Annotated in this window: 23 protein-coding genes, 2 pseudogenes and 1 other annotated feature; of the genes and pseudogenes, 11 read left to right on the top strand and 14 right to left on the bottom strand. The window is 50.8% G+C overall.

Going from position 1 to position 26,913, the window contains the following annotated elements:
- Positions 1 to 119: 119 nt before the first annotated feature.
- The 4 genes and pseudogenes from phsC to ABVN36_RS12195 form a co-directional block, all read right to left on the bottom strand.
- Positions 120 to 884, bottom strand: coding sequence for a thiosulfate reductase cytochrome B subunit (gene phsC / locus ABVN36_RS12210; RefSeq protein ID WP_001092553.1), 765 nt, complete (start codon positions 882 to 884; stop codon positions 120 to 122).
- On the bottom strand, positions 881 to 1,459 hold the full coding sequence (phsB, locus tag ABVN36_RS12205) for a thiosulfate reductase electron transport protein PhsB (protein ID WP_001016236.1): 579 nt from the start codon (positions 1,457 to 1,459) through the stop codon (positions 881 to 883). The genes phsC and phsB overlap by 4 nt, the downstream gene beginning before the upstream one ends.
- A gap of 14 nt (positions 1,460 to 1,473) precedes the next feature.
- On the bottom strand, positions 1,474 to 3,750 hold the full coding sequence (phsA, locus tag ABVN36_RS12200; RefSeq protein WP_023138004.1) for a thiosulfate reductase PhsA: 2,277 nt from the start codon (positions 3,748 to 3,750) through the stop codon (positions 1,474 to 1,476).
- Positions 3,751 to 4,009: 259 nt separating this feature from the next.
- Positions 4,010 to 4,102: pseudogene (locus ABVN36_RS12195) on the bottom strand (heavy metal-binding domain-containing protein); the annotation flags it as partial.
- A gap of 266 nt (positions 4,103 to 4,368) precedes the next feature.
- Between ABVN36_RS12195 and sopA the strand changes: the two are divergent.
- Entirely contained in the window at positions 4,369 to 6,717 is a 2,349-nt protein-coding gene (gene sopA / locus ABVN36_RS12190; protein ID WP_023138005.1) for an SPI-1 type III secretion system effector HECT-type E3 ubiquitin transferase SopA, read from the top strand.
- 128 nt (positions 6,718 to 6,845) lie between these two features.
- Here the strand turns inward: sopA and ABVN36_RS12185 are convergent.
- Positions 6,846 to 6,923, bottom strand: a pseudogene (locus tag ABVN36_RS12185) (hypothetical protein); the annotation flags it as partial.
- A gap of 159 nt (positions 6,924 to 7,082) precedes the next feature.
- Between ABVN36_RS12185 and sbcB the strand changes: the two are divergent.
- A complete protein-coding gene (gene sbcB / locus ABVN36_RS12180; protein WP_023138006.1) occupies positions 7,083 to 8,513 on the top strand; it encodes an exodeoxyribonuclease I in 1,431 nt (476 codons plus the stop codon).
- Positions 8,514 to 8,648: 135 nt separating this feature from the next.
- Here sbcB and plaP read toward each other — a convergent pair whose 3' ends face one another.
- The 4 genes from plaP to ABVN36_RS12160 form a co-directional block, all read right to left on the bottom strand.
- On the bottom strand, positions 8,649 to 10,007 hold the full coding sequence (gene plaP, locus ABVN36_RS12175; RefSeq protein WP_001519005.1) for a putrescine/proton symporter PlaP: 1,359 nt from the start codon (positions 10,005 to 10,007) through the stop codon (positions 8,649 to 8,651).
- A complete protein-coding gene (yoeI, locus tag ABVN36_RS12170) occupies positions 9,997 to 10,059 on the bottom strand; it encodes a membrane protein YoeI (protein WP_096335044.1) in 63 nt (20 codons plus the stop codon). The genes plaP and yoeI overlap by 11 nt, the downstream gene beginning before the upstream one ends.
- Positions 10,060 to 10,292: 233 nt before the next feature.
- Positions 10,293 to 11,207: a LysR family transcriptional regulator gene (locus ABVN36_RS12165; RefSeq protein WP_000803316.1), complete on the bottom strand. Its 915-nt coding sequence runs from the start codon at positions 11,205 to 11,207 to the stop codon at positions 10,293 to 10,295.
- Between the two features lie 45 nt (positions 11,208 to 11,252).
- On the bottom strand, positions 11,253 to 12,077 hold the full coding sequence (locus ABVN36_RS12160; protein WP_000754718.1) for an SDR family oxidoreductase: 825 nt from the start codon (positions 12,075 to 12,077) through the stop codon (positions 11,253 to 11,255).
- 161 nt (positions 12,078 to 12,238) lie between these two features.
- On the opposite strand from ABVN36_RS12160, the gene hisL reads away from it, so the two are divergent.
- The 9 genes from hisL (at position 12,239) to hisIE (ending at position 19,573) form a co-directional block, all read left to right on the top strand.
- Positions 12,239 to 12,289, top strand: a complete 51-nt coding sequence (gene hisL, locus ABVN36_RS12155; RefSeq protein ID WP_001364200.1) for a his operon leader peptide — start codon at positions 12,239 to 12,241, stop codon at positions 12,287 to 12,289.
- Positions 12,265 to 12,388, top strand: a sequence feature (His leader region). Its footprint overlaps the gene before it by 25 nt.
- A gap of 48 nt (positions 12,389 to 12,436) precedes the next feature.
- Positions 12,437 to 13,336 carry an ATP phosphoribosyltransferase gene (gene hisG / locus ABVN36_RS12150; protein WP_000886600.1) on the top strand — a complete coding sequence of 300 codons (900 nt, stop codon included), beginning with the start codon at positions 12,437 to 12,439 and terminating at the stop codon, positions 13,334 to 13,336.
- 102 nt (positions 13,337 to 13,438) lie between these two features.
- On the top strand, positions 13,439 to 14,743 hold the full coding sequence (gene hisD, locus ABVN36_RS12145; RefSeq protein WP_023138008.1) for a histidinol dehydrogenase: 1,305 nt from the start codon (positions 13,439 to 13,441) through the stop codon (positions 14,741 to 14,743).
- A complete protein-coding gene (gene hisC / locus ABVN36_RS12140; RefSeq protein ID WP_023138009.1) occupies positions 14,740 to 15,819 on the top strand; it encodes a histidinol-phosphate transaminase in 1,080 nt (359 codons plus the stop codon). The genes hisD and hisC overlap by 4 nt, the downstream gene beginning before the upstream one ends.
- Positions 15,816 to 16,883, top strand: a complete 1,068-nt coding sequence (hisB, locus tag ABVN36_RS12135; protein WP_023138010.1) for a bifunctional histidinol-phosphatase/imidazoleglycerol-phosphate dehydratase HisB — start codon at positions 15,816 to 15,818, stop codon at positions 16,881 to 16,883. Before hisC ends, hisB begins: the two co-directional genes overlap by 4 nt.
- A complete protein-coding gene (gene hisH / locus ABVN36_RS12130; RefSeq protein WP_023138011.1) occupies positions 16,883 to 17,473 on the top strand; it encodes an imidazole glycerol phosphate synthase subunit HisH in 591 nt (196 codons plus the stop codon). Before hisB ends, hisH begins: the two co-directional genes overlap by 1 nt.
- The gene (gene hisA, locus ABVN36_RS12125) at positions 17,473 to 18,210 is read left to right on the top strand and encodes a 1-(5-phosphoribosyl)-5-[(5-phosphoribosylamino)methylideneamino]imidazole-4-carboxamide isomerase (RefSeq protein ID WP_001528470.1); all 738 of its coding nucleotides are present in this window, start codon (positions 17,473 to 17,475) and stop codon (positions 18,208 to 18,210) included. Before hisH ends, hisA begins: the two co-directional genes overlap by 1 nt.
- Positions 18,192 to 18,968, top strand: a complete 777-nt coding sequence (gene hisF, locus ABVN36_RS12120; protein WP_000880125.1) for an imidazole glycerol phosphate synthase subunit HisF — start codon at positions 18,192 to 18,194, stop codon at positions 18,966 to 18,968. The genes hisA and hisF overlap by 19 nt, the downstream gene beginning before the upstream one ends.
- Positions 18,962 to 19,573 carry a bifunctional phosphoribosyl-AMP cyclohydrolase/phosphoribosyl-ATP diphosphatase HisIE gene (gene hisIE / locus ABVN36_RS12115; protein WP_000954844.1) on the top strand — a complete coding sequence of 204 codons (612 nt, stop codon included), beginning with the start codon at positions 18,962 to 18,964 and terminating at the stop codon, positions 19,571 to 19,573. The genes hisF and hisIE overlap by 7 nt, the downstream gene beginning before the upstream one ends.
- Positions 19,574 to 19,653: 80 nt before the next feature.
- Here hisIE and wzzB read toward each other — a convergent pair whose 3' ends face one another.
- The 5 genes from wzzB to cpsG form a co-directional block, all read right to left on the bottom strand.
- Positions 19,654 to 20,637, bottom strand: coding sequence for an LPS O-antigen chain length determinant protein WzzB (gene wzzB / locus ABVN36_RS12110; RefSeq protein WP_000215256.1), 984 nt, complete (start codon positions 20,635 to 20,637; stop codon positions 19,654 to 19,656).
- 142 nt (positions 20,638 to 20,779) lie between these two features.
- Complete coding sequence (ugd, locus tag ABVN36_RS12105) at positions 20,780 to 21,946, bottom strand: UDP-glucose 6-dehydrogenase (protein ID WP_000704833.1); 1,167 nt, start codon at positions 21,944 to 21,946, stop codon at positions 20,780 to 20,782.
- Between the two features lie 235 nt (positions 21,947 to 22,181).
- A complete protein-coding gene (gndA, locus tag ABVN36_RS12100; protein WP_023138012.1) occupies positions 22,182 to 23,588 on the bottom strand; it encodes an NADP-dependent phosphogluconate dehydrogenase in 1,407 nt (468 codons plus the stop codon).
- Between the two features lie 136 nt (positions 23,589 to 23,724).
- Positions 23,725 to 25,251, bottom strand: a complete 1,527-nt coding sequence (locus ABVN36_RS12095) for a lipopolysaccharide biosynthesis protein (RefSeq protein WP_024156511.1) — start codon at positions 25,249 to 25,251, stop codon at positions 23,725 to 23,727.
- Between the two features lie 285 nt (positions 25,252 to 25,536).
- Positions 25,537 to 26,907, bottom strand: coding sequence for a colanic acid biosynthesis phosphomannomutase CpsG (gene cpsG / locus ABVN36_RS12090; RefSeq protein ID WP_080182576.1), 1,371 nt, complete (start codon positions 26,905 to 26,907; stop codon positions 25,537 to 25,539).
- Positions 26,908 to 26,913 lie beyond the last annotated feature (6 nt).

Here is a 26,913-nt window from a genome sequence, read left to right as displayed (position 1 = left end):
TCAGGATGGTCTCTATTTGCCGTTCTTTTTACGGAAGTTCAGTTAAACAAACATGGATAAATTGCAAGAAAATGTGACACAAGGCACATTTTCTTGCTGACATTATTTTATGGATACGCTCAGACGGCGGACTTATCCCCGCGCGGCGCGGTACGATGACGATGATAGCCGTCAACCATGCTACGGAAAATTTGTCCCGGCGTGTCGCCAAGAGTACACAGATAGAGATGCGCGCAAATAAACAGTAAGCCGATGATAGCAAGCGCCATATGCAGCACCAGCATCACAGGGCCCAGACCCGCAACCTGCGGATAGAGACACAGCAAACCGGTGATGATTAACAGTGGTACCAGCGCGTACATAATCGCCAGATATGCCAGTTGTTGCAGTGGATTGAACTTATTCTGCTCTGTTGCCGCGAACGGATGCGCTTCCCCTTTCATAATGCCAAAAAGGTAAAAACGCGTCTGGCGTATGCAGCGCGTTACCAGTCCGGAAAAATTTACCCGATAGTGACGCCCGTTACCTGTGGTGAGGTTGATCAGCACAAACCCGACCCAGAAAGCCAGTAAGGCAAAACCACACCAGGTATGCACTTGTACCATTAGCGCTACAGGGCCGAGAGAAAAATGACCAAATAAACCGCTTAACAGTAATAAAACAAACAGTAACGCATTTCCCCAATGCCAACGGCGAATCGCCAGCGAGTAGAGATAGTCACGATGCTCTTCGCCGCCCGCCGTTTTTGGCGCCAGCATCCGGCGCAATAACGCATGGATAACCAGCCCAACAAGCATGAGCAGCACCACGACGCCTGCGTAAATTAACCACAGCGGCCAATAATCTGGCGCATAATGTAGTTCCGCTCCCCAGATAGTATTCATGCTTTACCCTCCTGATGGACTTCTTTACGACGGTACAGACTGACCGCGCCGCTACGCGCCTCCTGCTGGCGATAGACCTCTTTCTGACCGACCCAGCGCTGGATCTCGCTCTCATCCAGTCTGCCGAATTTCAGCGCGTCCGTTGGGCAAACGGATACGCACGCCGGAGACTGGCCAGCCGCCAACCGCGTGTCGGCACAGAAGTTACACTTGTCGGCGACACCGGTTTGCGGATTCAAATAGCGCACATGGAAAGGACACGCGGCAACACAATAATCGCAGCCAATACAGCGCGATTTATCCACCTGCACGATCCCGTTTTCATCACGATATGACGCTCCGGTAGGACAAACGCTGACACATGGCGCATTTTCACAGTGCTGACAGGAGACGCGGACAAATTGAAAATGGGTTAGTGCGTTGGATGCCTGTTCAGGGGCGCGAATTTGTACCTGTACGCGGCTAAATCCCTCCGGTACGTCATTAAGCACTTTGCAGGCAACGGTACACGCCTGGCAGCCGATACAACGTTTTTCATCATGCAGCATGACGTACTGATTCGTTAAATGATTCATGGTTCCCTCCTCCCTCATCCCCGGCTCAGAGTCACGCCTGCGGTATGCACTACCGTACCGGATACCGGACTCGTCACGTGCGGCAGTAAATTGCCACAGTGGATACCGTGTGTCGTCGCCGCCGTTTTGGCCCCAGCTTTAGCGCCAAATCCCATATAGACAAAAAGCGTGTCCGGACGGATACCGGGCGTCACCAGCGCCTTACCTTTCTCTTTACCCGTAGCATTTTCCAGCCAGATCTCATCTCCGGTCTTAATGCCTTTTTCTTGCGCCGTTTGCGGATGGACCCAGACCGCGTTATCCCACATTAGCTCGCTGAGTAAAGGTACGTACTGCGTCGCGCCATTGGTGTGCACGGCCACCTTGCCCTGAATGAAGTAAAGCTCATTCTCTTTTTTAAGCGCAAAGTCACGAACGCGCGGAACGCCGTAGCCTGGGAGCAATTCCTCCAGGGTTGCGGAATAAAGTTCGATTTTGCCGGAGGGCGATTTGAAGCGAAGCTGTTCGCCATAGGTGTTGTCACTGTCCGTCGAGATAGCGCCGGGGTAACGCGCCGTAAACTGGCGAACGGATTCTGGTTCGCGTAATAGCAGCGGAACGCCCCATTCGAGATACCCTTTCTGTCGCAGTTCCTTCGCTAAGGCATGGTCGCCGTTCAACTGATAGAGTTGGCGCGTCTGCATATCCTGCCACGGATAGTACTGCCCTAATCCCAACTGCTCGCCAAGCTCTTTCCAGATTTGCCAACTCGGACGCGCCTCGCCAATCGGCTCTACGACCTGTTGGCGCAGAGCGTAAGCCGGGTGCAGTCCCGACATATCCGATACCTCTTCGTCCCGTTCGAGATAAGTGCATTCCGGCAGCAGATAGTCGGCATACGCCGCGCTCTCGCTCAAATAGACATCGCAACTGACCACCAGATCCAGTTGCTCAACGGTTTTTACCAGGTCCGAACGACAGGTGACGGTCTGGAAAGGATTATGCCGCGACATAATCCACGCCTTTATCGGGTAAGGCTTCTGGGTTAACACCGCGTCAATAATGCTTTGCACCACGCCGCCGCCAGCGGCGATATATTTAAACTGCGGTGCGATCAAATCGATGCGTTGCGCCGTCGGTTTCGGCATATTTTTAATGTTGAGTTTCGCCAGCGTTGGCGCGACCTTTTCTCCGGCCAGTTTATTGTAAACAGACGCGTTTTTTTTCTGATATAGCCCACCTTCGCGCTCAATATTACCGAGCAGTACATTAAGCGTAAAAATCATACGCCGCATATCGATCTCTTCCTGCGAGAACGTCGCGCGATGACCAGGACTGACAATAGCGTGAGGCGCGCAGGCGGCCAGTTCGCGTGTCACCCGGACAATAACGTCGGCTGGGACATCGGCCTGCGCGGCGGCCCATTCCGGCGTCGTCTCTTTTACCGCCTGTGCTAACTGTTCAAATCCGCTGGTATAACGCTCAACAAAAGACGCATCGTAGAGTTGTTCATCAATCATGACGTGGCACATCGCCAGCAGAACCGCTAAATCCCCCCCGGGACGAATAGCGTGCCACTCATCCGCCTTGCTGGAAAATATCGACAAACGCGGATCGAAGCTCACCATTTTGGCCCCCTTCTCCTGCGCGGTCATTAACTCATGGGTATCGGCAACTTCAATCCCTTCATACAAATTGTGGCCAAACGAAACCAGATAGCGCGTGTTAGCGATATCCATCGCCAGATCGCCGCCCATCATCACTTTTGCCGCAATGGCTTTCCCGGCAGGGCATGTTGAGGCGTGAGTAAAGGTATTAGGCGAACCAAAGGCCGTAGCCAGATGGAAAAGATGGCTGGAGAGCGAGCCCGATTTGGAAGAGAAAGCCACGGTCTCGGGGCCATGCTGCGCTTTGATGGCATTCATTTTCGCCGCGATTTCCTGGTAAGCCTGTTGCCAGCTAATCACCTGCCATTCACCGTCGCCGCGTGGCCCGGTGCGTTTCATAGGTTTTACAATCCGTTGCGGGTCATTGACCAGGCTGACGCCGCTCCCGCCCCTGGCGCATATGCGCGTCCCCTGCTGCGGCGCAGAAGGATTGCCCTGGATAAAAACGGTCTTGTTATTGACTACCTGCGCCTGAATAGGGCAACGAAAGGAACACATTTCGCACAAGCTTGGCGTTAGCGTGGTTTTACCGTTAATGCCGGCAATCGGGTTGCGCGCCAGCGCCCCGGGCGGAAAAGCGCCCAGTGCGCAGGCAGAGCAGCCGATGCCTACCCCCTGCAAAAAAGAACGACGACTAATGCTCATATAACCTCCTGTTATTAGATATAGCTGAAGATTATATTTAATTTGTATTATGAAATGTCGGCTTCAATCACAATTTGAAATAGTTGTTAAAATGAACACGCCAACACGATAAAACCTTTTATTTTATAAATATTTTACATTTCCTGAACACGCACATGGACTGTCATTGAATAATCAGCAGAATTACCAAACAACCCGCTGTTAATTATAAAAATGATACAATTCCAATAACACGTAATAATATTTAAAAGAAAACGATTATTTCCTGAAAAGCGATTTCACGCGCTTTACGCAGTTCTTTCTCATACGCGCCGGAATGTCCGCCGACGATATCCCGAATGCCGGTGAAAAACGCTGGTTGAGCATCGAAGCGGGTTTACTTTTGCGTGCACACGGGCTTCGTTACCCGACCCGCTCCCTTATGCCTTGATTTTTCCGCAGATACGTCAGCGTCCCACAATACGGTGACATGATGACAGGATGGACACTTTCTGAAAGAAACCTGCCAGATAACATGGTGAATTGTGATCTCCATCGCCATACCGACATATGAAGCTTACTTTTAAGGCGTTAAAAATCCAGACCGTTTTTCCATAATGATGTTGATAAGGAATTCTAATGAAGATATCATCAGGCGCAATTAATTTTTCTACTATTCCTAACCAGGTTAAAAAATTAATTACCTCTATTCGTGAACATACGAAAAACGGGTTCGCCTCAAAAATAACCAGTGTTAAAAACACGCATGCTTCTTTAAATGAAAAACTTAAAACAGGAAAGAGCTCATCGATTGAGTTCGCGTTACCACAAAAAATAAAAGACTTCTTTCAGCCGAAAGATAAAAACACCTTAAACAAAACATTGATTACTGTTAAAAATATTAAAGATACAAATAATGCAGGTAAGAAAAATATTTCAGCAGAAGATGTCTCAAAAATGAATGCAGCATTCATGCGTAAGCATATTGCAAATCAAACATGTGATTATAATTACAGAGTGACAGGTGCGGCCCCACTCCCCGGTGGAGTCTCTGTATCAGCCAATAACAGGCCCACTGTTTCTGAAGGTAGAACACCACCAGTATCACCCTCCCTCTCACTTCAGGCTACGTCTTCCCCGTCATCACCTGCCGAATGGGCTAAGAAACTCACGGATGCACTTTTACGACAGAAAGCCGGAGAAACCCTTACGGCCGCAGATCGCGATTTTTCAAACGCAGATTTCCGTAATATTACATTCAGCAAAATATTGCCCACCAGCTTCATGAAGCGAGACGGCGATATTATTAAGGGGTTCAACTTTTCAAATTCAAAATTTACTTATTCTGATATATCTCATTTACATTTTGACGAATGCCGATTCACTTATTCGACACTGAGTGATGTAGTCTGCAGTAATACAAAATTTAGTAATTCAGACATGAATGAACTGACTTTACAGTATTCAATTACTACACGACAACAGCCCTCTTTTATTAATACAACATTAAAAAATACGTTTATACGTCACAAAGCCAACCTCTCCGGCGTTATTTTAAATGAACCGGATAATTCATCACCTCCGTCAGTGTTAGGGGGCGGAAATTTTATTCGTCTAGGTGATATCTGGCTGCAAATGCCACTCCTTTGGAGTGAGAACGCTGTGGATGGATTTTTAAATCATGAGCACAATAATGGTAAAAGTATTCTGATGACCATTGACAGCCTGCCCGATAAATACAGTCAGGAAAAAGTCCGGGCAATGGAAGACCTGGTGAAGTCATTGCGGGGTGGCCGCTTAACAGAGGCATGTATCCGGCCAGTTGAAAGTTCGCTGGTAAGCGTACTGGCCCACCCTCCCTATACGCAAAGTGCGCTTATCCGCGAGTGGCTCGGGCCTGTTCAGGAACGTTTTTTTGCCCACCAGTGCCAGACCTATAATGACGTTCCCCTGCCGACTCCTGACACATATTATCAGCAGCGCATACTGCCTGTGTTGCTGGATTCGTTTGACAGGAACAGCGCCGCCATGACCACTCACAGCGGACTCTTTAATCAGGTGATTTTACACTGTATGACAGGCGTGGACTGCACTGATGGCACCCGCCAGAAAGCTGCAGCGCTTTATGAACAGTATCTTGCTCACCCGGCGGTGTCTCCCCACATCCATAATGGGCTCTTCGGCAATTATGACGGCAGCCCGGACTGGACAACCCGCGCTGCAGATAATTTCCTGCTGCTTTCCTCCCAGGATTCAGACACGGCGATGATGCTCTCCACTGACACGCTGTTAACAATGCTAAACCCTACTCCTGACACTGCATGGGACAACTTTTACCTGCTGCGAGCCGGAGAGAACGTTTCCACCGCGCAAATCTCTCCGGTAGAGTTATTCCGTCATGACTTTCCGGTGTTTCTCGCCGCATTTAATCAGCAGGCCACGCAGCGACGCTTTGGGGAGCTGATTGATATCATCCTCAGCACTGAAGATAACGGGGAGCTGAACCAGCAGTTTATTGCCGCCACGAACCAGAAACATTCCACCGTGAAGTTGATTGATGATGCCTCAGTGTCGCGTCTGGCCACCATTTTTGACCCCTTGCTTCCTGAAGGCAAACTCAGCCCGGCACACTACCAGCACATCCTCAGTGCTTATCACCTGACGGACGCCACCCCACAGAAGCAGGCGGAAACCCTGTTCTGTCTCAGTACCGCATTCGCACGCTATTCCTCCAGCGCCATTTTCGGCACTGAGCATGACTCTCCGCCGGCCCTGAGAGGCTATGCGGAGGCGCTGATGCAGAAAGCCTGGGAGCTGTCTCCGGCGATATTCCCATCCAGCGAACAGTTTACCGAGTGGTCCGACCGTTTTCACGGCCTCCATGGCGCCTTTACCTGTACCAGCGTTGTGGCGGATAGTATGCAACGTCATGCCAGAAAATATTTCCCGAGTGTTCTGTCATCCATCCTGCCACTGGCCTGGGCGTAGTCCAGCCTCAACCCGCATGGAATTAAGGGACACAGCGTTGTGTCCCTCTGTAAATAGACCCGTTTTAGTCCATGCATTTTTGAGATCCCGGCCAGATTGACCCTGGCCTAAATTCCATACAGTACTAAATCAGAATCAGTAATTTCAGATGGGCCGGAATATGGTTTACCATAGAGGGAGCGTAGCTTAGTGTCGCTGATGGTCATTTTAGTATTTTGTACTCAATGATTTTAATGTTTATGTACTCACCATCGCATGTACGAACATTAGCAACGATATCAATTGGTGTACAAATACAATCAATCAACGACAAAATAAAAGAATAAAATATTTCATATACAGATAACATCAGGCGTGTACATCAAGTGACAGTTAAAAACGACAGCATACAGAGCACATTCCTCTTCCACGATTACGAAACCTTCGGTACGCATCCGGCCCTCGACAGACCAGCGCAATTCGCCGCGCTCCGTACGGATAACGACTTCAACGTTATTGGCGAGCCGGAGGTGTTTTATTGCAAACCCGCTGATGATTATCTACCGCAGCCCGGCGCGGTGCTGATTACCGGCATCACGCCGCAGGAAGCGCGTGAGAAAGGAGAAAACGAAGCCGCTTTCGCCAGACGCATTCATGCGCTGTTTACCGTTCCTAAAACCTGCGTTGTGGGCTACAACAATGTGCGTTTTGATGATGAAGTCACGCGCAATATTTTTTATCGCAACTTTTACGATCCCTACGCCTGGAGCTGGCAGCATGATAATTCACGTTGGGATCTATTGGATGTCATGCGCGCCTGTTATGCGCTGCGCCCGGAGGGAATTAACTGGCCGGAAAACGACGACGGCCTGCCCAGCTTTCGTCTGGAACATTTAACCCAGGCGAACGGGATCGAACACAGCAACGCGCATGATGCGATGGCGGATGTCTACGCCACTATTGCGATGGCGCAACTGGTGAAAACACGCCAGCCGCGACTGTTTGATTATCTTTATAGCCACCGCAGTAAACATAAACTGGCGGCGCTGATTGACGTTCCGCAAATGAAGCCGCTGGTGCATGTCTCCGGCATGTTTGGCGCGTGGCGCGGTAATACAAGCTGGGTCGCGCCGCTGGCGTGGCATCCTGAAAACCGTAACGCGGTGATCATGGTCGATTTAGCAGGCGATATTTCTCCTCTTCTTGAGCTGGACAGCGACACCCTTCGCGAGCGGCTTTATACGGCCAAAGCCGATCTTGGCGATCACGTCGCAGTGCCGGTAAAGCTGGTGCATATCAATAAATGTCCGGTACTGGCGCAGGCGAATACCTTGCGCCCGGAGGATGCCGACCGACTGGGAATTAACCGCCAGCATTGCCTGGATAACCTGAAAGTGCTACGTGAAAACCCGCAGGTCCGCGACAAAGTGGTGGCGATTTTCGCCGAAGCCGAACCTTTTGCCGCCTCGGATAACGTTGATGCCCAGCTCTATGATGGTTTTTTCAGCGATGCCGATCGCGCAGCCATGAAAATCGTACTCGAAACCGAGCCGCGTAACCTGCCCGCGCTGGATATTACCTTTGTCGATAAGCGCATTGAGAAGCTGCTGTTTAATTACCGCGCACGCAATTTTCCCGGTACGCTGGATGACGCAGAGCAGCAGCGCTGGCTGGAGCATCGACGTCAGGTGCTGACGCCGGAGTTTTTACAACAGTATGCCAATGAATTGCAGATGCTTTCTCAGCAGTATGCGGAAGAGAAAACGAAGCTGGGGTTGCTGAAATCACTGTGGCAGTACGCAACCGAGATTGTGTAATTGACCAATGCCTGACGGGCATTGTTAATCCAGAGCGGATAAATAGTGACATCGCCATCCGGCAAGCGTGCTGGATGGCAGATAAAAAACCGGAGGCACTGCCTCCGGTTTTACTATTGCCGATAATACGTGCGATTACGCGACGTCTTCGTACTGTGGAACCGGGTTGCGGAAGCTTTTAGTTACGCACGCCAGATAAATCAGCCCGATACCTGCCCAGATCAGGCCCAGTACCATTGAGCTCTCTTCCAGGTTAACCCACAACGCGCCAACCGTGAGCGCGCCGCACATCGGCAGGAACAGATACTGGAAGTGATCTTTCAACGTTTTATTACGCTTCTCACGGATCCAGAACTGCGAAATCACCGACAGGTTAACAAAGGTAAACGCGACCAGCGCACCAAAGTTAATCAGCGCCGTCGCCATCACCAGGTCAAAATTAATCGCCAGCAGCGCGATCGCCCCGACCAGGATGATGTTCATCGCTGGCGTACGCCATTTCGGATGAACGTAACCGAAGAAGCTTTTCGGGAATACGCCGTCGCGCCCCATTACGTACATCAGGCGCGCAACGCCTGCATGCGCAGCCATACCGGAAGCCAGCACGGTGATAGTAGAGAAGATCAGCGCGCCCACCTGGAAGGTTTTACCCGCCACGTACAGCATGATTTCCGGCTGAGACGCATCCGGATCTTTAAAGCGAGAGATATCCGGGAAGTACAATTGCAGGAAATAGGTTGCAAAGATGAAGATCAGGCCGCCAATCAGCGCGGTCAGGAAAATCGCACGCGGGATCACGCGCTCAGCATCTTTGGTCTCTTCCGACAGGTTACTGATGCCGTCAAAGCCGGTAAAGGAGAAGCACAGGATCGTCGCTCCCGTAATCATCGGGATAACGTGCGCATCGCCGGACCAGAACGGACGGGTGCTCGCCAGCGTACCGGCGCCTTCGCCTTCAAATACGCCATAAACCACCATGCCCAGAATGACCGCAATCAGCACCACCTGTAGCACTACAATCACGGTGTTGAAGTTAGCGACCGATTTGAGGCTGCGCAGGTTAAAGGCCGTCATAAAGGCCACCAGCGCCACGACAAACACCCATGACGGAATGGAGGGCACCAGCGCTTCAAAATAAATTTTCGCCAACAGAATGTTGATCATCGGCGCGAACAGATAATCGAGCAGAGAAGACCAACCCACCATAAAGCCAACGGTCGGGCTGATGGATTTCTGGGCATAGGTATACGCCGAACCCGCGGAAGGGTAGCGACGCACCAGTTTCCCGTAGCTCAACGCCGTAAACAGAATCGCGATTAACGCGAATGCATACGCCGTCGGTACGTGACCGTCAGTGAGGCCTGAAACGATACCAAATGTATCGAACAGCGTCATCGGCTGCATATAGGCAAGACCCATCATTACAACCGGAACTAACGTAAGCGTTTTACGTAATTCCACGCGAGAGGTGTTTGGAGTAACGTTATGCGACATGGTCATTCTCCTTTACGGCGAATGCCGTCGCGTAAGCAAAAAATTGCCCCATTTTCTGGATTCCTCAGCGACAACAACTGTCGATTTTTAAGTAAGTATCTATCCGGTACGAAGCCCGGCCTCTTGGTATTGAATGATGTGTTTGAAGCAAAAAAATAACCGACGCGTATTAAAACGTCGGTTAGTGTCATTTTTTGCAAGCGGCGTATTCTGCCCTAAATTGAAGTGAAATGACAAGAGAATGCGAGCGCGTTCAAAAAATTATTTTTCATAAGCGATTGATTTTTAAACCGGCGATTTTGCATACACCCCAGCAATAGCATTATTTGCTAAAATTTCATCCCGCCACCAGCCGCTGGCCAGCCCGGCGGTCTGTTCATTCCAGCCAACCCACACCGGTTCATAGACGATTTGCGCCACAACTTTCTTCTCTATAAGCGCGCCGCTTTCCAAAAATCGCTGCGCCAGATAACGCGGTAAATAGCCGCATCCCAGGCCGCTAATTTGCAGCTCCAGCTTGGTTTTAAAATCAAACACGGTAATCGCTTCCTGAGCGTCGAGCAGTTCAGACCCTATTGATCGCGAGGAATGGACGCTATCGCCAACCACAATCGCGCGAAAACGTTTGATCGTCTGGCGGCTAAGCGGTTCCTCTTCATGAACCAGCGGATGATGCGGAGCGACAGCAAACACCAGTTCAAGATCGCCCAGTCTTGCAAAGCCAAAGCCGGTGTCAGGCGGCGGCGCGCGCATGGCGCCAACAATAATATCCGCCCTTCCCTGCGTCAGCGTCTCCCATGAACCGCCGAGAACGCCATTGACAAATTTAAGGCGCGTCACGCTGTGGCGTTGATAAAAAGCGTCGATAAGCGGGGCCAGAAGAGAAAAGGGAAAGGTATCATCCACACCGATGACCAGTTCGTTCTCCCAGCCTTCATGCAGTTTAATCGCCTGCTTTTCCAGCTCGCGAACGGTGTGCAGCACTTCACGGCCTTTTTCCAGTAGCATTTTACCGGTTCGCGTAAATCGCGCGCGATGCCCGCTACGGTCGAGCAGTTGGATATTAAGATCGTTTTCCAGCTTATGAACGGTATAACTGAGGGCGGACGGCGTTTTAAATAATTTTGCCGACGCCGCCGCGAAGCTGCCTTCTTTTTCTAACGCATCAAGAATAATCAGAACGTCCAGCAGTGGTTTCATACTCGTCCCCTTGCGCTATATGGCGACCACCTGCTGGACAGCGACTCACTCCATCGGCATCACCAGCGGATCGGGATATTGATATTCAAATCCCAGCTCATTACAAATCCGGCTACCGTCGATAATCTTCCCTTTGCCGTTGTCCGGTGCGTCACGAAAATGCGGCGGCGCCATTCCCAGCAAGCGCGTCATTTGCGGATAAAACACGTTGCGGGCTGGATGCGCCGGCGCACATATATTATAGATGTGCCCCCCTTTTGGCGCCTGTAGCAAGAGGGTAATTGCGCCAACCACGTCTTCAAGATGCACCAGATTGACCCCGTGTTGACCATCCGGCGCGGTTTTTCCGGCAAAGAAACGACCGGGATGGCGTCCAGGCCCGACCAACCCCGCCAGCCGCAGAATATCTACTGACGTGCCCGGCAGATTATGCAGCCAATCTTCCAGTTCCTTCAGGGTACGCCCGCTGGCCGTGACCGGATTACGCGGCGTATTCTCTTTCACCACGCCTTGCGCCTCGCCGTAAACAGACGTCGAACTGGTAAAAATAATACGCGGGATACGATAAGCCAGCGCGCTGTCGACCAGCTCCTGCATTGCCTGCAGATAAAAATCCTCTCCCGGACCGCTACGGCGCGCGGGCAGTGTTATCACCAGCGCATCGACATCCAGCAGAGCGTCAAGATCGTCCGCCTCACAGACCAGCTCCGGCTCCAGACGCAGCGGATAGCTTTCAATTCCACTCATACGGGCCGCTTCCACCCCGTCAAGGGTGGTTTTGCTGCCGGTAACCTGCCAGCCTCTCGCTGCCAGCGACATTGCCAGCGGCATGCCTAACCAACCTAAACCGACAATTGCGACCTTTTTCATCCATTTTCTCCTGACTTTAACGCCTTATACATAAGGCTACGCCAGCCCGCCGTGACTGACAATTCATACTATAAATGCGAAATGAAAAAAGCGCTTGCTTTAAGGCGTAAAAGTGGTTTAGGTTAAAGGTATCAAATGAATAAGCATTCATCGGAATTTTTATGACACGCGTTCAATTTAAACACCACCATCATCACCATCATCCTGACTAGTCTTTCAGGCGATGTGTGCTGGAAGACATTCAGATCTTCCAGTGGTGCATGAACGCATGAGAAAGCCCCCGGAAGATCATCTTCCGGGGGCTTTTTTTTTTGGCGCGCGATACAGACCGGTTCAGACAGGATAAAGAGGAACGCAGAATGTTAGACAACACCCGCTTACGCATAGCTATTCAGAAATCAGGCCGTTTAAGCGATGATTCACGAGAATTGCTGGCCCGCTGCGGCATAAAAATTAATTTACACACTCAGCGCCTGATTGCGATGGCGGAAAACATGCCGATTGATATCCTGCGCGTGCGTGATGATGACATTCCGGGTCTGGTGATGGATGGCGTGGTCGATCTCGGCATTATCGGCGAAAACGTGCTGGAAGAAGAGCTACTCAACCGCCGCGCGCAGGGCGAAGATCCGCGCTATTTTACCCTGCGCCGTCTTGACTTCGGCGGCTGCCGTTTATCGCTGGCAACGCCGGTTGACGAAGCCTGGGACGGCCCGGCCGCGCTGGACGGTAAACGTATCGCTACCTCTTATCCGCACCTCCTCAAACGCTACCTCGACCAGAAAGGCGTCTCTTTTAAATCGTGTCTGTTAAATGGTTCTGTCGAAGTCGCGCCGCGCGCGGGGCTGGCCGACGCTATCTGCGATTTGGTCTCTACCGGCGCGACGCTTGAAGCTAACGGCCTGCGTGAAGTCGAAGTTATCTACCGCTCTAAAGCCTGTCTGATTCAGCGCGACGGTGAAATGGCACAGAGCAAGCAACAGCTGATCGATAAATTGCTGACCCGTATTCAGGGCGTGATTCAGGCGCGCGAATCGAAATACATCATGATGCACGCGCCAAGTGAACGCCTGGAAGAGGTTATCGCCCTGCTGCCAGGCGCCGAAAGGCCGACAATTCTGCCGCTGGCGGGCGAGCAACAGCGCGTGGCGATGCACATGGTCAGCAGCGAAACGTTGTTCTGGGAAACCATGGAGAAACTGAAAGCGCTTGGCGCCAGCTCGATTCTGGTACTGCCGATCGAGAAGATGATGGAGTGATCTGACGCCTGATGGCGCTGCGCTTATCAGGCCTACGTAATGCGTTGATATTTTGGGTTCAGTAGGCCGGATAAGGCGGAACCCTGTGATGGAGTAAAGACCATGAGCTTCAATACCCTGATTGACTGGAACAGCTGTAGCCCTGAACAGCAGCGTGCGCTGCTGACGCGTCCGGCGATTTCCGCCTCTGACAGTATTACCCGGACGGTCAGCGATATTCTGGATAATGTAAAAACACGCGGTGACGATGCCCTGCGTGAATACAGCGCTAAATTTGATAAAACAGAAGTGACAGCGCTACGCATTACCCCTGAAGAGATCGCCGCCGCCGGCGCGCGTCTGAGCGACGAATTAAAACAGGCGATGGCCGCTGCCGTCAAAAATATTGAAACGTTCCATTCCGCGCAGACGCTACCGCCTGTAGATGTGGAAACCCAGCCAGGCGTGCGTTGCCAGCAGGTTACGCGTCCCATCGCGTCTGTCGGTCTGTATATTCCCGGCGGCTCGGCTCCGCTCTTCTCAACGGTGCTGATGCTGGCGACGCCGGCGCGTATTGCGGGATGTCAGAACGTGGTTCTGTGCTCGCCGCCGCCCATCGCTGATGAAATCCTCTATGCGGCGCAACTGTGTGGCGTGCAGGAAATCTTTAACGTCGGCGGCGCGCAGGCGATTGCCGCTCTGGCCTTCGGCAGCGAGTCCGTACCGAAAGTGGATAAAATTTTTGGCCCCGGCAACGCCTTTGTAACCGAAGCCAAGCGTCAGGTCAGCCAGCGCCTCGACGGCGCGGCTATCGATATGCCTGCCGGGCCGTCTGAAGTGCTGGTGATCGCCGACAGCGGCGCAACACCGGATTTCGTCGCTTCTGACCTGCTCTCCCAGGCAGAACACGGTCCGGATTCGCAGGTGATCCTGCTGACGCCTGATGCTGACATTGCCCGCAAGGTGGCGGAGGCGGTAGAACGTCAACTGGCGGAGCTGCCGCGCGCGGACACCGCCCGGCAGGCCCTGAGCGCCAGTCGTCTGATTGTGACCAAAGATTTAGCGCAGTGCGTCGCCATCTCTAATCAGTATGGGCCGGAACACTTAATCATCCAGACGCGCAATGCGCGCGATTTGGTGGATGCGATTACCAGCGCAGGCTCGGTATTTCTCGGCGACTGGTCGCCGGAATCCGCCGGTGATTACGCTTCCGGAACCAACCATGTCTTACCGACCTATGGCTATACTGCTACCTGTTCCAGCCTTGGGTTAGCGGATTTCCAGAAACGGATGACCGTTCAGGAACTGTCGAAAGCGGGCTTTTCCGCTCTGGCATCAACCATTGAAACATTGGCGGCGGCAGAACGTCTGACCGCCCATAAAAATGCCGTGACCCTGCGCGTAAACGCCCTCAAGGAGCAAGCATGAGCACTGAAAACACTCTCAGCGTCGCTGACTTAGCCCGTGAAAATGTCCGCAACCTGGTACCGTATCAGTCCGCCCGCCGTCTGGGCGGTAACGGCGATGTCTGGCTGAACGCGAATGAATTCCCGACAGCGGTGGAGTTTCAGCTCACCCAACAAACGCTTAACCGCTACCCGGAATGCCAGCCAAAGGCCGTGATTGAAAACTACGCGCAATATGCTGGCGTAAAGCCGGAGCAGGTGCTGGTCAGCCGCGGCGCGGATGAAGGGATCGAACTGGTGATCCGCGCCTTCTGCGAACCGGGGAAAGACGCCATTCTCTACTGTCCGCCCACTTACGGTATGTACAGCGTCAGCGCCGAAACCATTGGCGTAGAGCGCCGGACGGTTCCCGCGCTTGAAAACTGGCAGCTGGATCTACAGGGGATTTCCGACAACCTTGACGGCACAAAAGTGGTATTCGTTTGTAGCCCCAATAACCCCACCGGGCAACTTATCAACCCGCAGGATCTACGCACGCTGCTGGAGTTGACACGCGGTAAAGCGATAGTCGTCGCCGACGAAGCTTATATTGAGTTTTGCCCGCAGGCCACGCTGGCAGGCTGGCTGGTTGAATATCCTCATCTGGTTATCCTGCGCACATTGTCGAAAGCTTTTGCGCTGGCGGGTCTGCGCTGCGGCTTTACGCTGGCTAATGAAGAGGTGATCAACCTGCTGTTAAAAGTGATCGCCCCTTATCCGCTTTCTACGCCAGTGGCGGATATCGCCGCCCAGGCGCTGAGTCCGCAGGGAATAAACGCAATGCGCGATCGCGTGGCGCAGACAGTGCAGGAACGTCAGTATCTGGTGAATGCCCTGCAACAGACCGCCTGCGTAGAACACGTCTTTGACTCTAAAACCAACTATATTCTGGCGCGGTTTACCGCCTCCAGCAGCGTGTTTAAATCCTTATGGGATCAGGGCATTATCTTACGCGATCAGAATAAACAACCTTCTTTAAGCGGCTGCCTGCGGATTACGGTCGGCACCCGCCAGGAAAACCAGCGCGTCATTGACGCCTTACGTGCGGAGCCAGTATGAGTCAGAAGTATCTTTTCATCGACCGGGACGGAACCTTGATTTCCGAACCGCCAAGCGATTTTCAGGTAGACCGCTTTGATAAACTGGCCTTTGAGCCAGAGGTGATTCCCGTATTGCTGAAGCTGCAAAAAGCCGGTTTTAAGCTGGTGATGATCACTAACCAGGATGGACTTGGCACGCAAAGCTTCCCGCAGGCGGACTTCGACGGACCGCACAACCTGATGATGCAGATTTTCACCTCTCAGGGCGTACGCTTTGATGAGGTGCTGATCTGCCCTCACCTGCCCGCAGACGACTGCGACTGCCGCAAGCCCAAAGTGAAGCTGGTGGAGCGTTATCTTGCGGAACAAGCGATGGATAGCGCCAACAGCTATGTGATTGGCGATCGTGCGACCGATATCCAGCTCGCTGATAATATGGGCATTACTGGTTTACGCTATCACCGTGAAACGCTGAACTGGACGATGATTGGCGAACAGCTAACGAAACGCGATCGCTATGCGCATGTGGTCCGCAACACCAAAGAAACACAGATTGATGTCAGCGTCTGGCTGGATCGCGAAGGCAACAGCAAGATTAATACCGGCGTCGGCTTCTTTGACCATATGCTCGATCAAATCGCCACCCACGGCGGCTTTCGCATGGAGATTACCGTTAAGGGCGATCTCTATATCGACGATCACCACACGGTAGAAGATACCGGACTGGCGCTCGGTGAGGCATTAAAACTGGCACTCGGCGACAAGCGCGGTATCTGTCGTTTTGGCTTTGTCCTGCCGATGGATGAATGTCTGGCGCGCTGCGCGCTGGATATTTCCGGTCGTCCGCATCTGGAATATAAAGCTGAATTTACCTACCAGCGTGTGGGCGATTTGAGCACAGAGATGATTGAACACTTTTTCCGCTCACTCTCTAACACGATGGGCGTCACTCTGCATCTCAAGACTAAAGGTAAGAACGATCACCACCGTGTCGAAAGTTTGTTTAAAGCCTTTGGTCGTACGCTACGCCAGGCTATTCGCGTGGAGGGCGATACATTACCGTCCTCTAAAGGAGTGCTGTGATGAACGTCGTCATCCTTGACACCGACTGCGCCAATTTAAGCTCGGTAAAATCCGCCGTGGCGCGCCACGGTTACACCCCGGTGGTCAGCCGCGAAGCGGAAATCGTATTACGCGCTGACAAACTCTTTCTGCCCGGAGTCGGTACGGCGCAGGCCGCTATGGATCAACTGCGCGAACGTGAACTGATCGACTTAATTAAAGCGTGTACTCAGCCGGTACTGGGTATCTGCTTAGGGATGCAACTGCTGGGTCGTCGCAGCGAAGAGACGCGCGGCGTGGATCTGCTGAACATTATCGAACAAGACGTGCCGAAAATGACCGACTTTGGTCTGCCGCTGCCGCACATGGGCTGGAATCGCGTGTATCCGCAGGCGGGCAACCGGCTGTTTCAGGGTATTGAAGATGGCGCCTATTTTTACTTTGTTCACAGCTACGCGATGCCGGTCAACCCGTGGACTATCGCCCAGTGCAATTACGGCGAGCCGTTTACCGCGGCGGTACAGAAAGATAATTTCTTCGGCGTACAGTTCCACCCGGAACGTTCGGGCGCGGCGGGCGCACAGTTGCTGAAAAACTTCCTGGAGATGTAATGATTATTCCGGCATTAGATTTAATTGACGGCACCGTGGTGCGTCTCCACCAGGGCGACTACGCCCGGCAGCGGGATTACGGTAACGATCCCCTACCCCGTTTGCAGGATTACGCCGCCCAGGGCGCCGGGGTGCTGCATCTGGTAGATCTGACCGGCGCTAAAGATCCGGCTAAGCGACAGATACCGCTGATTAAAACCCTGGTCACGGGCGTGAACGTGCCTGTTCAGGTCGGCGGCGGCGTGCGTACCGAAGAAGACGTTGCGGCATTACTGAAAGCTGGCGTTGCCCGTGTGGTCATCGGTTCAACGGCGGTGAAATCCCCTGACGTGGTGAAAGGCTGGTTTGAACGTTTTGGCGCGCAGGCGCTGGTGTTGGCGCTGGACGTTCGCATAGACGAACACGGCACCAAGCAGGTGGCGGTTAGCGGCTGGCAGGAAAATTCCGGCGTCTCGCTGGAACAACTGGTGGAGACCTATCTCCCCGTCGGCCTGAAACATGTACTGTGTACCGATATTTCTCGCGACGGCACGCTGGCGGGCTCTAACGTTTCGCTGTACGAAGAGGTATGCGCCAGATATCCGCAGATCGCCTTTCAGTCCTCCGGCGGTATTGGCGATATCGATGATATTGCCGCCCTGCGCGGCACCGGCGTGCGCGGCGTGATTGTCGGGCGCGCTCTGCTGGAAGGGAAATTTACCGTTAAGGAGGCCATCCAATGCTGGCAAAACGTATAATTCCGTGTCTGGATGTTCGTGATGGTCAGGTGGTGAAAGGCGTACAGTTTCGCAACCATGAGATCATTGGCGATATCGTTCCGCTGGCCAAACGCTATGCCGACGAAGGCGCGGACGAACTGGTGTTCTATGACATTACCGCCTCCAGCGATGGCCGCGTAGTCGATAAAAGCTGGGTGGCGCGCGTTGCCGAGGTGATCGACATTCCGTTTTGTGTAGCGGGCGGTATCCGGTCAATTGACGACGCCGCCAAAATTCTTTCTTTCGGGGCGGATAAGATCTCTATCAACTCCCCGGCGCTGGCTGACCCAACGCTGATTACCCGTCTGGCTGACCGTTTTGGCGTACAGTGCATTGTCGTCGGGATTGATACCTGGTTTGACGACGCCACGGGGAAATACCATGTTAACCAGTATACCGGCGATGAAAACCGTACCCGCGTGACGCAGTGGGAGACGCTGGATTGGGTGCAAGAGGTACAACAGCGCGGCGCGGGGGAAATCGTCCTGAATATGATGAACCAGGACGGCGTGCGTAACGGTTACGATCTGACGCAGTTGAAAAAAGTCCGTGACGTTTGCCGCGTGCCGCTGATCGCCTCCGGCGGCGCAGGTACGATGGAACACTTTCTTGAGGCATTCCGTGATGCCGATGTCGACGGCGCGCTTGCCGCCTCCGTTTTTCACAAGCAAATCATCAATATTGGCGAATTAAAAGCGTACCTGGCAGGCCAGGGCGTGGAGATCAGGATATGTTAACAGAGCAACAACGCCGCGAGCTGGACTGGGAAAAAACCGATGGCCTGATGCCAGCCATCGTGCAACATGCGGTATCCGGCGAAGTATTGATGCTGGGCTATATGAACCCACAAGCGCTGGACAAAACCATTGAATCCGGCCATGTCACGTTCTTCTCACGCACGAAACAGCGTTTATGGACCAAAGGCGAAACCTCAGGCCATGTGCTGAATGTCGTCAGTATTGCGCCAGATTGCGATAACGATACACTGCTGGTGCTGGCAAACCCTGTCGGGCCGACCTGCCACAAAGGTACCAGTAGCTGCTTTGGCGACGCCGGCCATCAGTGGTTATTCCTGTATCAACTGGAGCAGTTACTGGCAGAGCGCAAAACCGCCGATCCGGCCAGCTCTTACACGGCGAAACTGTACGCCAGCGGTACTAAACGTATTGCGCAAAAAGTTGGCGAAGAAGGTGTGGAAACCGCGCTGGCGGCCACCGTTAACGATCGTGTTGAGCTGACCAATGAAGCGTCTGATTTGATGTACCACCTGCTGGTGCTGTTGCAGGATCAGGATCTCAACCTCACCACCGTGATCGACAATCTTCGTAAGCGTCATCAATAAGCGTAAAAAAACCGGGCAATGCCCGGTTTTTTAATGAGAAATTTTACCTGTCGTAGCCGACCACCATCCGGCAAAGAAGCTTACAAGACTTTTGGCTTATAGCTACGTAGCGCATTGCGTCCCAGCACAATCCCGGCACCGATCATCCCACCCAGCAATACAGCCAGCACAAGGGTAATGGCTGTTTTCGGGCTATCGCGACGGACCGGCAGCGTCGGCTTCATCACATAACGATAGACGTGCACCGTATCGGCAGTCACTTTCAGATTTTTAATGTCCAGCAGTGTCTGCTTCGTCTGGTAATAGGCCGGAGAAAAGACCAGTGGACGCGTCGCTTCGTTCTGTATCATCGATTTTAGCGCATCGCTCCCCAACAGGAACATCGTGTCCTGGGTAACATCCTGGGTTTGCTGAATCTGCGGCTGCGTGATTTTGGCCTCATCCGCATAGCGCAACGCTTCTTCGATTTGCTTAATACGCAGATCTTTTTGCTCCTGCGCCACAACTTCCTGCGTCTCAAGGGACTCCTGCAACGTTTTGGTTTGCAGCGTGATGTTATCTTTCAGGTCAACTTCCAGTTCCTTAGCGACCTCTTCATCCACCTGTTGGATATATTCCGCCAGCCGACGCTGCGCCCCTTCAGCGGTAGTACTCACATAAGAAACCGAGAGCGGCAGCGTCTGCCCCTTTACCGACTGTTCAATGGTGAGCTTTTCCCGCTCTTTCTGATTATCCAGCGCTTCCGATAATGCGGAAAACGCAGAACTAAAGCGGCTTATAAAATTCGCCTGCACTTCAGAGATTTTGGGGGCATTCCCGCCATACAAGACGTTGAGCGCGTTGGTATAGGTGGCAACCTGCGCGGCATCAGGTTGGGTAATAATCGCCGTGGATGTCCATTTTTCTTTAGCTATCATCAGGTAGCCTACGGCCAGCAAAATGGCGATAATAACGGCTACAATAATGGTCATCTTCCCACGCCATAACTGTAGCAATAACTCAATCAAATCAATCTGTTCCGGATCGTTCCCACGCCCGGAAGACGTATTACTATCCACTGTCATAGATACCCTAACTAAAAAAAGGATGAAGCTGGAGACAGTGTAGTCATAAAGCAAATATATGCCATAGGATTAATGATAAAAATCAGACATTATTTCCATATGGTCAATAAATCATCGGGACTCATCAGCCCCGATTGCCTTATTAATCACTACCGAAAAGATCGCGGGTATACACTTTTTCAGCAACATCCAAAAGCTCTGCCGCCATCCTGTTGGAAATAATGACATCCGCCTGCTGTTTAAAGCAGTGCAAATCACGTTCAAGACGTGAGTTAAAGAAAGTATCTTCTTCCATTACCGGCTCATAGATGATGACCTCTACGCCTTTCGCTTTAATGCGCTTCATAATCCCCTGAATCGATGAGGCGCGGAAGTTATCGGAGCCACTCTTCATAATCAGGCGATAAATGCCCACCACTTTAGGCTTTCTGGCGAGGATAGCGTCGGCAATAAAATCTTTACGCGTACGGTTTGCTTCAACGATAGCGGAGATAATATTATTAGGCACCGACTGATAATTAGCCAGCAACTGTTTGGTATCTTTTGGCAAACAATATCCGCCATAACCAAAAGAGGGATTATTATAATGATTGCCAATACGCGGGTCGAGGCACACCCCTTCAATAATTTGTCGGGTATTTAATCCTAACGTTTCAGCATAGCTGTCTAATTCATTAAAATAAGCGACTCGCATAGCGAGATAAGTATTGGCGAAAAGTTTAATAGCTTCCGCCTCAGTGGAGTCCGTAAACAGCGTTGGAATCTCCTGTTTAATAGCGCCTTCCTGGAGTAATGCGGCAAATTCTCTGGCGCGTTCAGACTGTTCCCCAATCACGATACGGGAGGGATAAAGGTTATCGTAAAGGGCTTTACCTTCACGTAAAAACTCCGGAGAGAAAATGATATTTTCTGTCGCAAACTTCTGACGCATTGCCGCCGTGAAGCCAACCGGCACCGTAGACTTAATAATCATCACGGCTGCGGGGTTGATGCTGATCACATCCTGAATGACCGATTCCACACTGGACGTATTAAAATAGTTGGTTTTGGGATCGTAATCCGTAGGCGTAGCAATGATGACGTAATCTGCATTCTGGTATGCATCAAACTTATCCAGCGTTGCCCTGAATCTGATGTTATCTTCCTTTAAAAATTGCTGAATTTCTTTATCAACAATCGGAGATATCCGATCATTTAACAGTTCAACACGGGAAGGAACAATGTCTAACGCCACCACTTCATGGTGTTGTGCAATAAGCAAACCATTAGACAAGCCAACATAACCCGTCCCGGATATCGTGATTTTCATTATTTGCTCTCAGAATTAACTTAATTATGAATCATGATGTATTTCGCATCCTGATAAGATATTAAAGTTTTAACGCCTGAGTATATAAAGTGCAACGCAGACGAAAACAATTCAGATTATCTTCATTACGATAAACACAGATTATTAAGTTAATATTAAGCAAAAGCGATAAATCAATAAGAATAGAGATAAAAAAAAGCCCGGTATTAAACCGGGCTTAAACATTTTGCAGAAATTATTCCAACCATTCGGTATGGAAAACACCTTCTTTATCAGTACGTTTATAGGTGTGCGCACCAAAGTAGTCACGCTGCGCCTGAATTAAGTTAGCTGGCAGTACTGCGGCGCGATAGCTGTCATAGTAAGCCACTGCCGCAGAGAATGTCGGCACCGGAATGCCGTTCTGCACCGCGTAAGCCACAACATCACGCAGCGCCTGCTGGTACTCATCAGCAATTTTCTTGAAGTAAGGCGCTAACAGCAAATTGGCAATACCAGCGTTTTCTGCGTAAGCATCGGTGATTTTCTGCAGGAACTGAGCGCGAATGATACAACCCGCACGGAAAATCTTAGCAATCTCGCCGTAGTTGAGATCCCAGTGATATTCATCAGACGCGGCGCGTAGCTGCGAGAAGCCCTGCGCATAGGAGACGATCTTGCCAAGATACAGCGCGCGACGCACTTTCTCGATAAATTCCGCTTTGTCGCCTGCCGGTTGCGCTTTCGGGCCGGAGAGCACTTTAGATGCGGCAACACGTTGTGCTTTCAACGAAGAGATGTAACGCGCAAAGACGGATTCGGTAATTAGCGACAGCGGTTCGCCCAGATCCAGCGCGCTCTGGCTGGTCCATTTACCGGTCCCTTTGTTGGCGGCTTCATCAAGAATGACATCCACCAGGTAGTTTCCGTCTTCATCTTTTTTAGTGAAGATGTCTTTAGTGATGTCGATCAAATAACTGCTCAGCTCGCCGTTATTCCACTCGGTAAAAGTGTTCGCCAACTCTTCATTGCTGAGGTTCAGGCCGCCTTTCAGCAGGGAGTAAGCTTCAGCGATAAGCTGCATATCGCCATATTCAATACCATTGTGGACCATCTTGACGTAGTGACCAGCACCATCGGCGCCGATATAGGTCACGCACGGTTCGCCATCTTCCGCCACAGCAGCAATCTTCGTCAGGATCGGCGCCACCAGTTCATAGGCATCTTTCTGACCGCCAGGCATGATAGATGGCCCTTTCAGCGCGCCCTCTTCACCACCGGAAACACCGGTACCGATAAAGTTAAAACCTTCCGCAGACAGCTCGCGATTGCGACGGATTGTGTCCTGGAAGAAGGTGTTACCGCCATCAATAATGATATCGCCTTTTTCCAGATACGGTTTCAGCGAATCGATAGCTGCATCAGTACCTGCGCCCGCTTTCACCATTAACAGGATACGACGAGGCGTTTCGAGGGATTCAACAAACTCTTTCACCGTGTAATAAGGCACCAGCTTTTTGCCGGGATTATCGGCAATCACTTCTTCGGTCTTTTCACGGGAGCGGTTGAAAACGGAGACGGTATAACCACGGCTTTCGATGTTGAGCGCGAGGTTGCGCCCCATCACTGCCATACCGACGACGCCGATCTGTTGCTTGGACATTACATACTCCTGTCAGGTGTGGAAGTTACATATATTTCACCATTATGTGCTACAAATTTTACAGCGTAAAGCATATTAAATACTTATCCATTAATAGCACATTATGGTTCGGCGGATATTTTCCCGCCTGGTTAACTTAAAATACCACGCGTAAAATTCTTTTAACAAAAGACCTAAAGTTAGCATCTGCATAAAAAACCGCAAAAACTATAATCATACTTACCAGTGATACAATAGTAAGCTTACTCATAAAGTCAAACCAGTTGGAAGCTTTAAAGAAAATTATTTGTTCCCTTGCAAAATAAAAAACAGCAAAAATAACAAATGAGAATATTAAAGGTTTCAGTACAAAGGACAGGTACTTTTTCAATGCATTAAATCTACCAAACATTTTACCATATAGATATAATGGTTTTGCAATTAATGTAATTAATACATTGGATATAATCGTGCCTATAATAATACCAGGAAGACCAATATAAAAAGCTAAGAGCGCGGAAAAAAATAAATTACTCCCCCCCTCAAGCAAAGGATAATATACGTCCCCAAAAAAGCCAGTTGCGTTTTTAAAAATATCACAAGGAATCCTAATGACACTTATAAATACATTAACAAGCATTAATATAACAATACCATTACCTAGTATGAATTTTTCGCCTATCCAGTTGGTAATAAAGTCATTAACCAAAAAATACATATTCAAAGAAATGAAGGTAGCCAATGCTATAAATACTGTGTTAAATTGTTTTGCAATACTGGTAACTTCATCATCATTTTGATTGATTAAAAAATTACCCACACTAGCTGTAATGGCATTAACAAAACTGGACATAAGCACAGTCACAACCTGGAAGACCATCATATAACTTCCATAAATCGTGACGTAGCTTAAATTAAGAAATTTTGAAACTAGCAAATAATCAGTATTTAAAACTAACACACCACCAATCTTATGAAAAAACATGTTTTTTATTTTTATTTTTAATTCATTTTTTAATGTTGTTTTTTCATCATCGCTAATAGATTGTGGAACTACCTTAAAATGGATGTCGTTATTAATAATATTTTTAAATATAAAATACTGTACTATCACGCCAATAGTTTCAACGAGCAAATAGAGTAAGAAATTATGTGTGGTGACTAATAGCAATATTTGCAGCGCAATAATTAATATTTTCCCGCCACCCTGTATTTTACGGACTACTGAATATTGCTGATTTGCAGTTAATAGAGTTGAATGCTTTGCATAAGAATAAGTTAAAGATGTATTTATTACAAAAAATGCCCAATAAATAAAAACGTGACTTACTGCATTAACAGAATCGATGAAAAAGTAAATACCAAAGCCAATTACTATACCTATCAATAAAACTAAAAACGAGATATATCTATAGATTGTAGACAGTAATAAAGTTAAGTATTTTATTTTTGCATAATCCCCCTCACTCAGCGGCTTGTATAAAAGGCTTGCCGCAGCTACCCCTATGCCAAGCTCGGCGAGATTTAAATAAGCAGTCAGTTGTGTAAATAACAACATCACACCTGTTAAATCAGCGCCCATCTTAGAGACAAATATAGTTCGAAGATAAAATCCTAGCGCAATAAGAAAAAAAGTAATAAATAAATCAACTTTAAAGTTGTTAATCGCTTTTATAGTTCGCATTTTTACTTTCCGGATGTAAACTTAAAGTAAATAAATATTCGTGGGAAGTTACAGGATGACATCAATTATTATTAGCCCCATAATAATTAATATTACCAGGAAGGTAAAATAAATAATCATATCAATGATTATTTATACTGTCCGAAAAGAACATAGCGAAAACCTTATATCTATTAGAAATGGAAACCAACAACAATCAAACACACTTAATATTTATTGGCTTTATACTACGAATTGGTTAGAGAATATCCGAAAAGTTAGCCCTCCATAAAGAAGGGCTGCTTTTTATGAATTGAGTAGCTGAAGAATTTCTTTCGTTCGCGCTTCCATCAGCGGTATATCGCCGCGTGATTCCACATTCAGGCGCACCACCGGTTCGGTGTTTGACGAGCGCAGGTTGAAACGCCAGTCGGCGAACGACATGCTGAGGCCGTCCGTGCGGTCCACCGCCTGCGCCTCTTCCGCGAAGTGCGCTTCCACCCGCGCGATGGCCGCCGCCGGCTCCGCCAGCCTGCTGTTGATTTCCCCGCTCGCCGGAAACGCCGCCATCCGGTCGCGGACCAGCTCACCCAGCGACTGCCCCTTCAGGCACACCAGCTCCGCCACCAGCAGCCACGGGATCATCCCGCTGTCGCAGTAGGCAAAATCACGAAAATAGTGATGCGCGCTCATTTCCCCGCCATAAATGGCATCCTCCGTACGCATCCGCTCCTTGATAAAGGCGTGCCCGGTTTTTGACATCACCGGCGTCCCGCCCGCCGCCGTCACCACTGCCTCCGTGTTCCAGGTCAGGCGCGGGTCGTGGATAATCTTCGCCCCCGGGTGTTTTTCCAGAAACGCTTCCGCCAGCAGCCCGACGATGTAGTACCCCTCGATAAACTGCCCTTTCTCATCGAACAGGAAGCAGCGGTCGAAGTCGCCGTCAAAGGCGATGCCCATGTCCGCCCCGTGTTCAATAACGGCCTTGCGGGTGTCGTCGCGACACTCCGGCAGCAACGGGTTGGGAATGCCGTTCGGGAAGGTGCCGTCCGGGGTGTTGTGGATTTTGATGAACTCCACCGGCGCGCCCAGCGCCTTCAGGCGCGCTTCGATGGCGTCAATGACCGGCCCCGCCGCGCCGTTGCCGGCGTTAAACACCAGCTTCAGCGGGGTGAGATTGTTAACACTGATATAGCCGAGCAGGTGGTCGATGTAGGCGTCGCGCAGGCTGATTTGTCTGTAGCTGCCGCGCGCGGCCTCGTTCACCGGCGGGAAGTCGCCCGCTTCCGCCAGACGCTGAACGTCGCGCAGACCGGTGTCGCCGCTTATCGGGCGGGCGCCCTCGCGTACCAGCTTCATGCCGTTGTAGTCCATCGGATTATGGCTGGCGGTCACCTCAATACCGCCGTCCACGCCGAGGTGGAAGGTGGCGAAGTAAATCTCTTCTGTGCCGGACATACCGATATCCAGCACGTCAACGCCCGCGTCCTGTAACCCTTTCGCCAGCGCCAGCTTCAGCGCCTCGCTGGTCAGGCGCACGTCGCCGCCCAGCACGATGGTTTTCGGTTTTAAATATTCGCCATAGGCGCGGCCAATCCGCCACGCGATATCTTCATTGAGCTCTTCGCCCAGCCTGCCGCGAATGTCGTAGGCCTTAAAACAAGTTAAATTATTCATTATTAC

The organism is Salmonella sp. SJTUF15581, assembly GCF_043356775.1.
Lineage (GTDB): Bacteria > Pseudomonadota > Gammaproteobacteria > Enterobacterales > Enterobacteriaceae > Salmonella > Salmonella enterica.
This window is presented reverse-complemented; position numbering and strand designations above follow the sequence as displayed.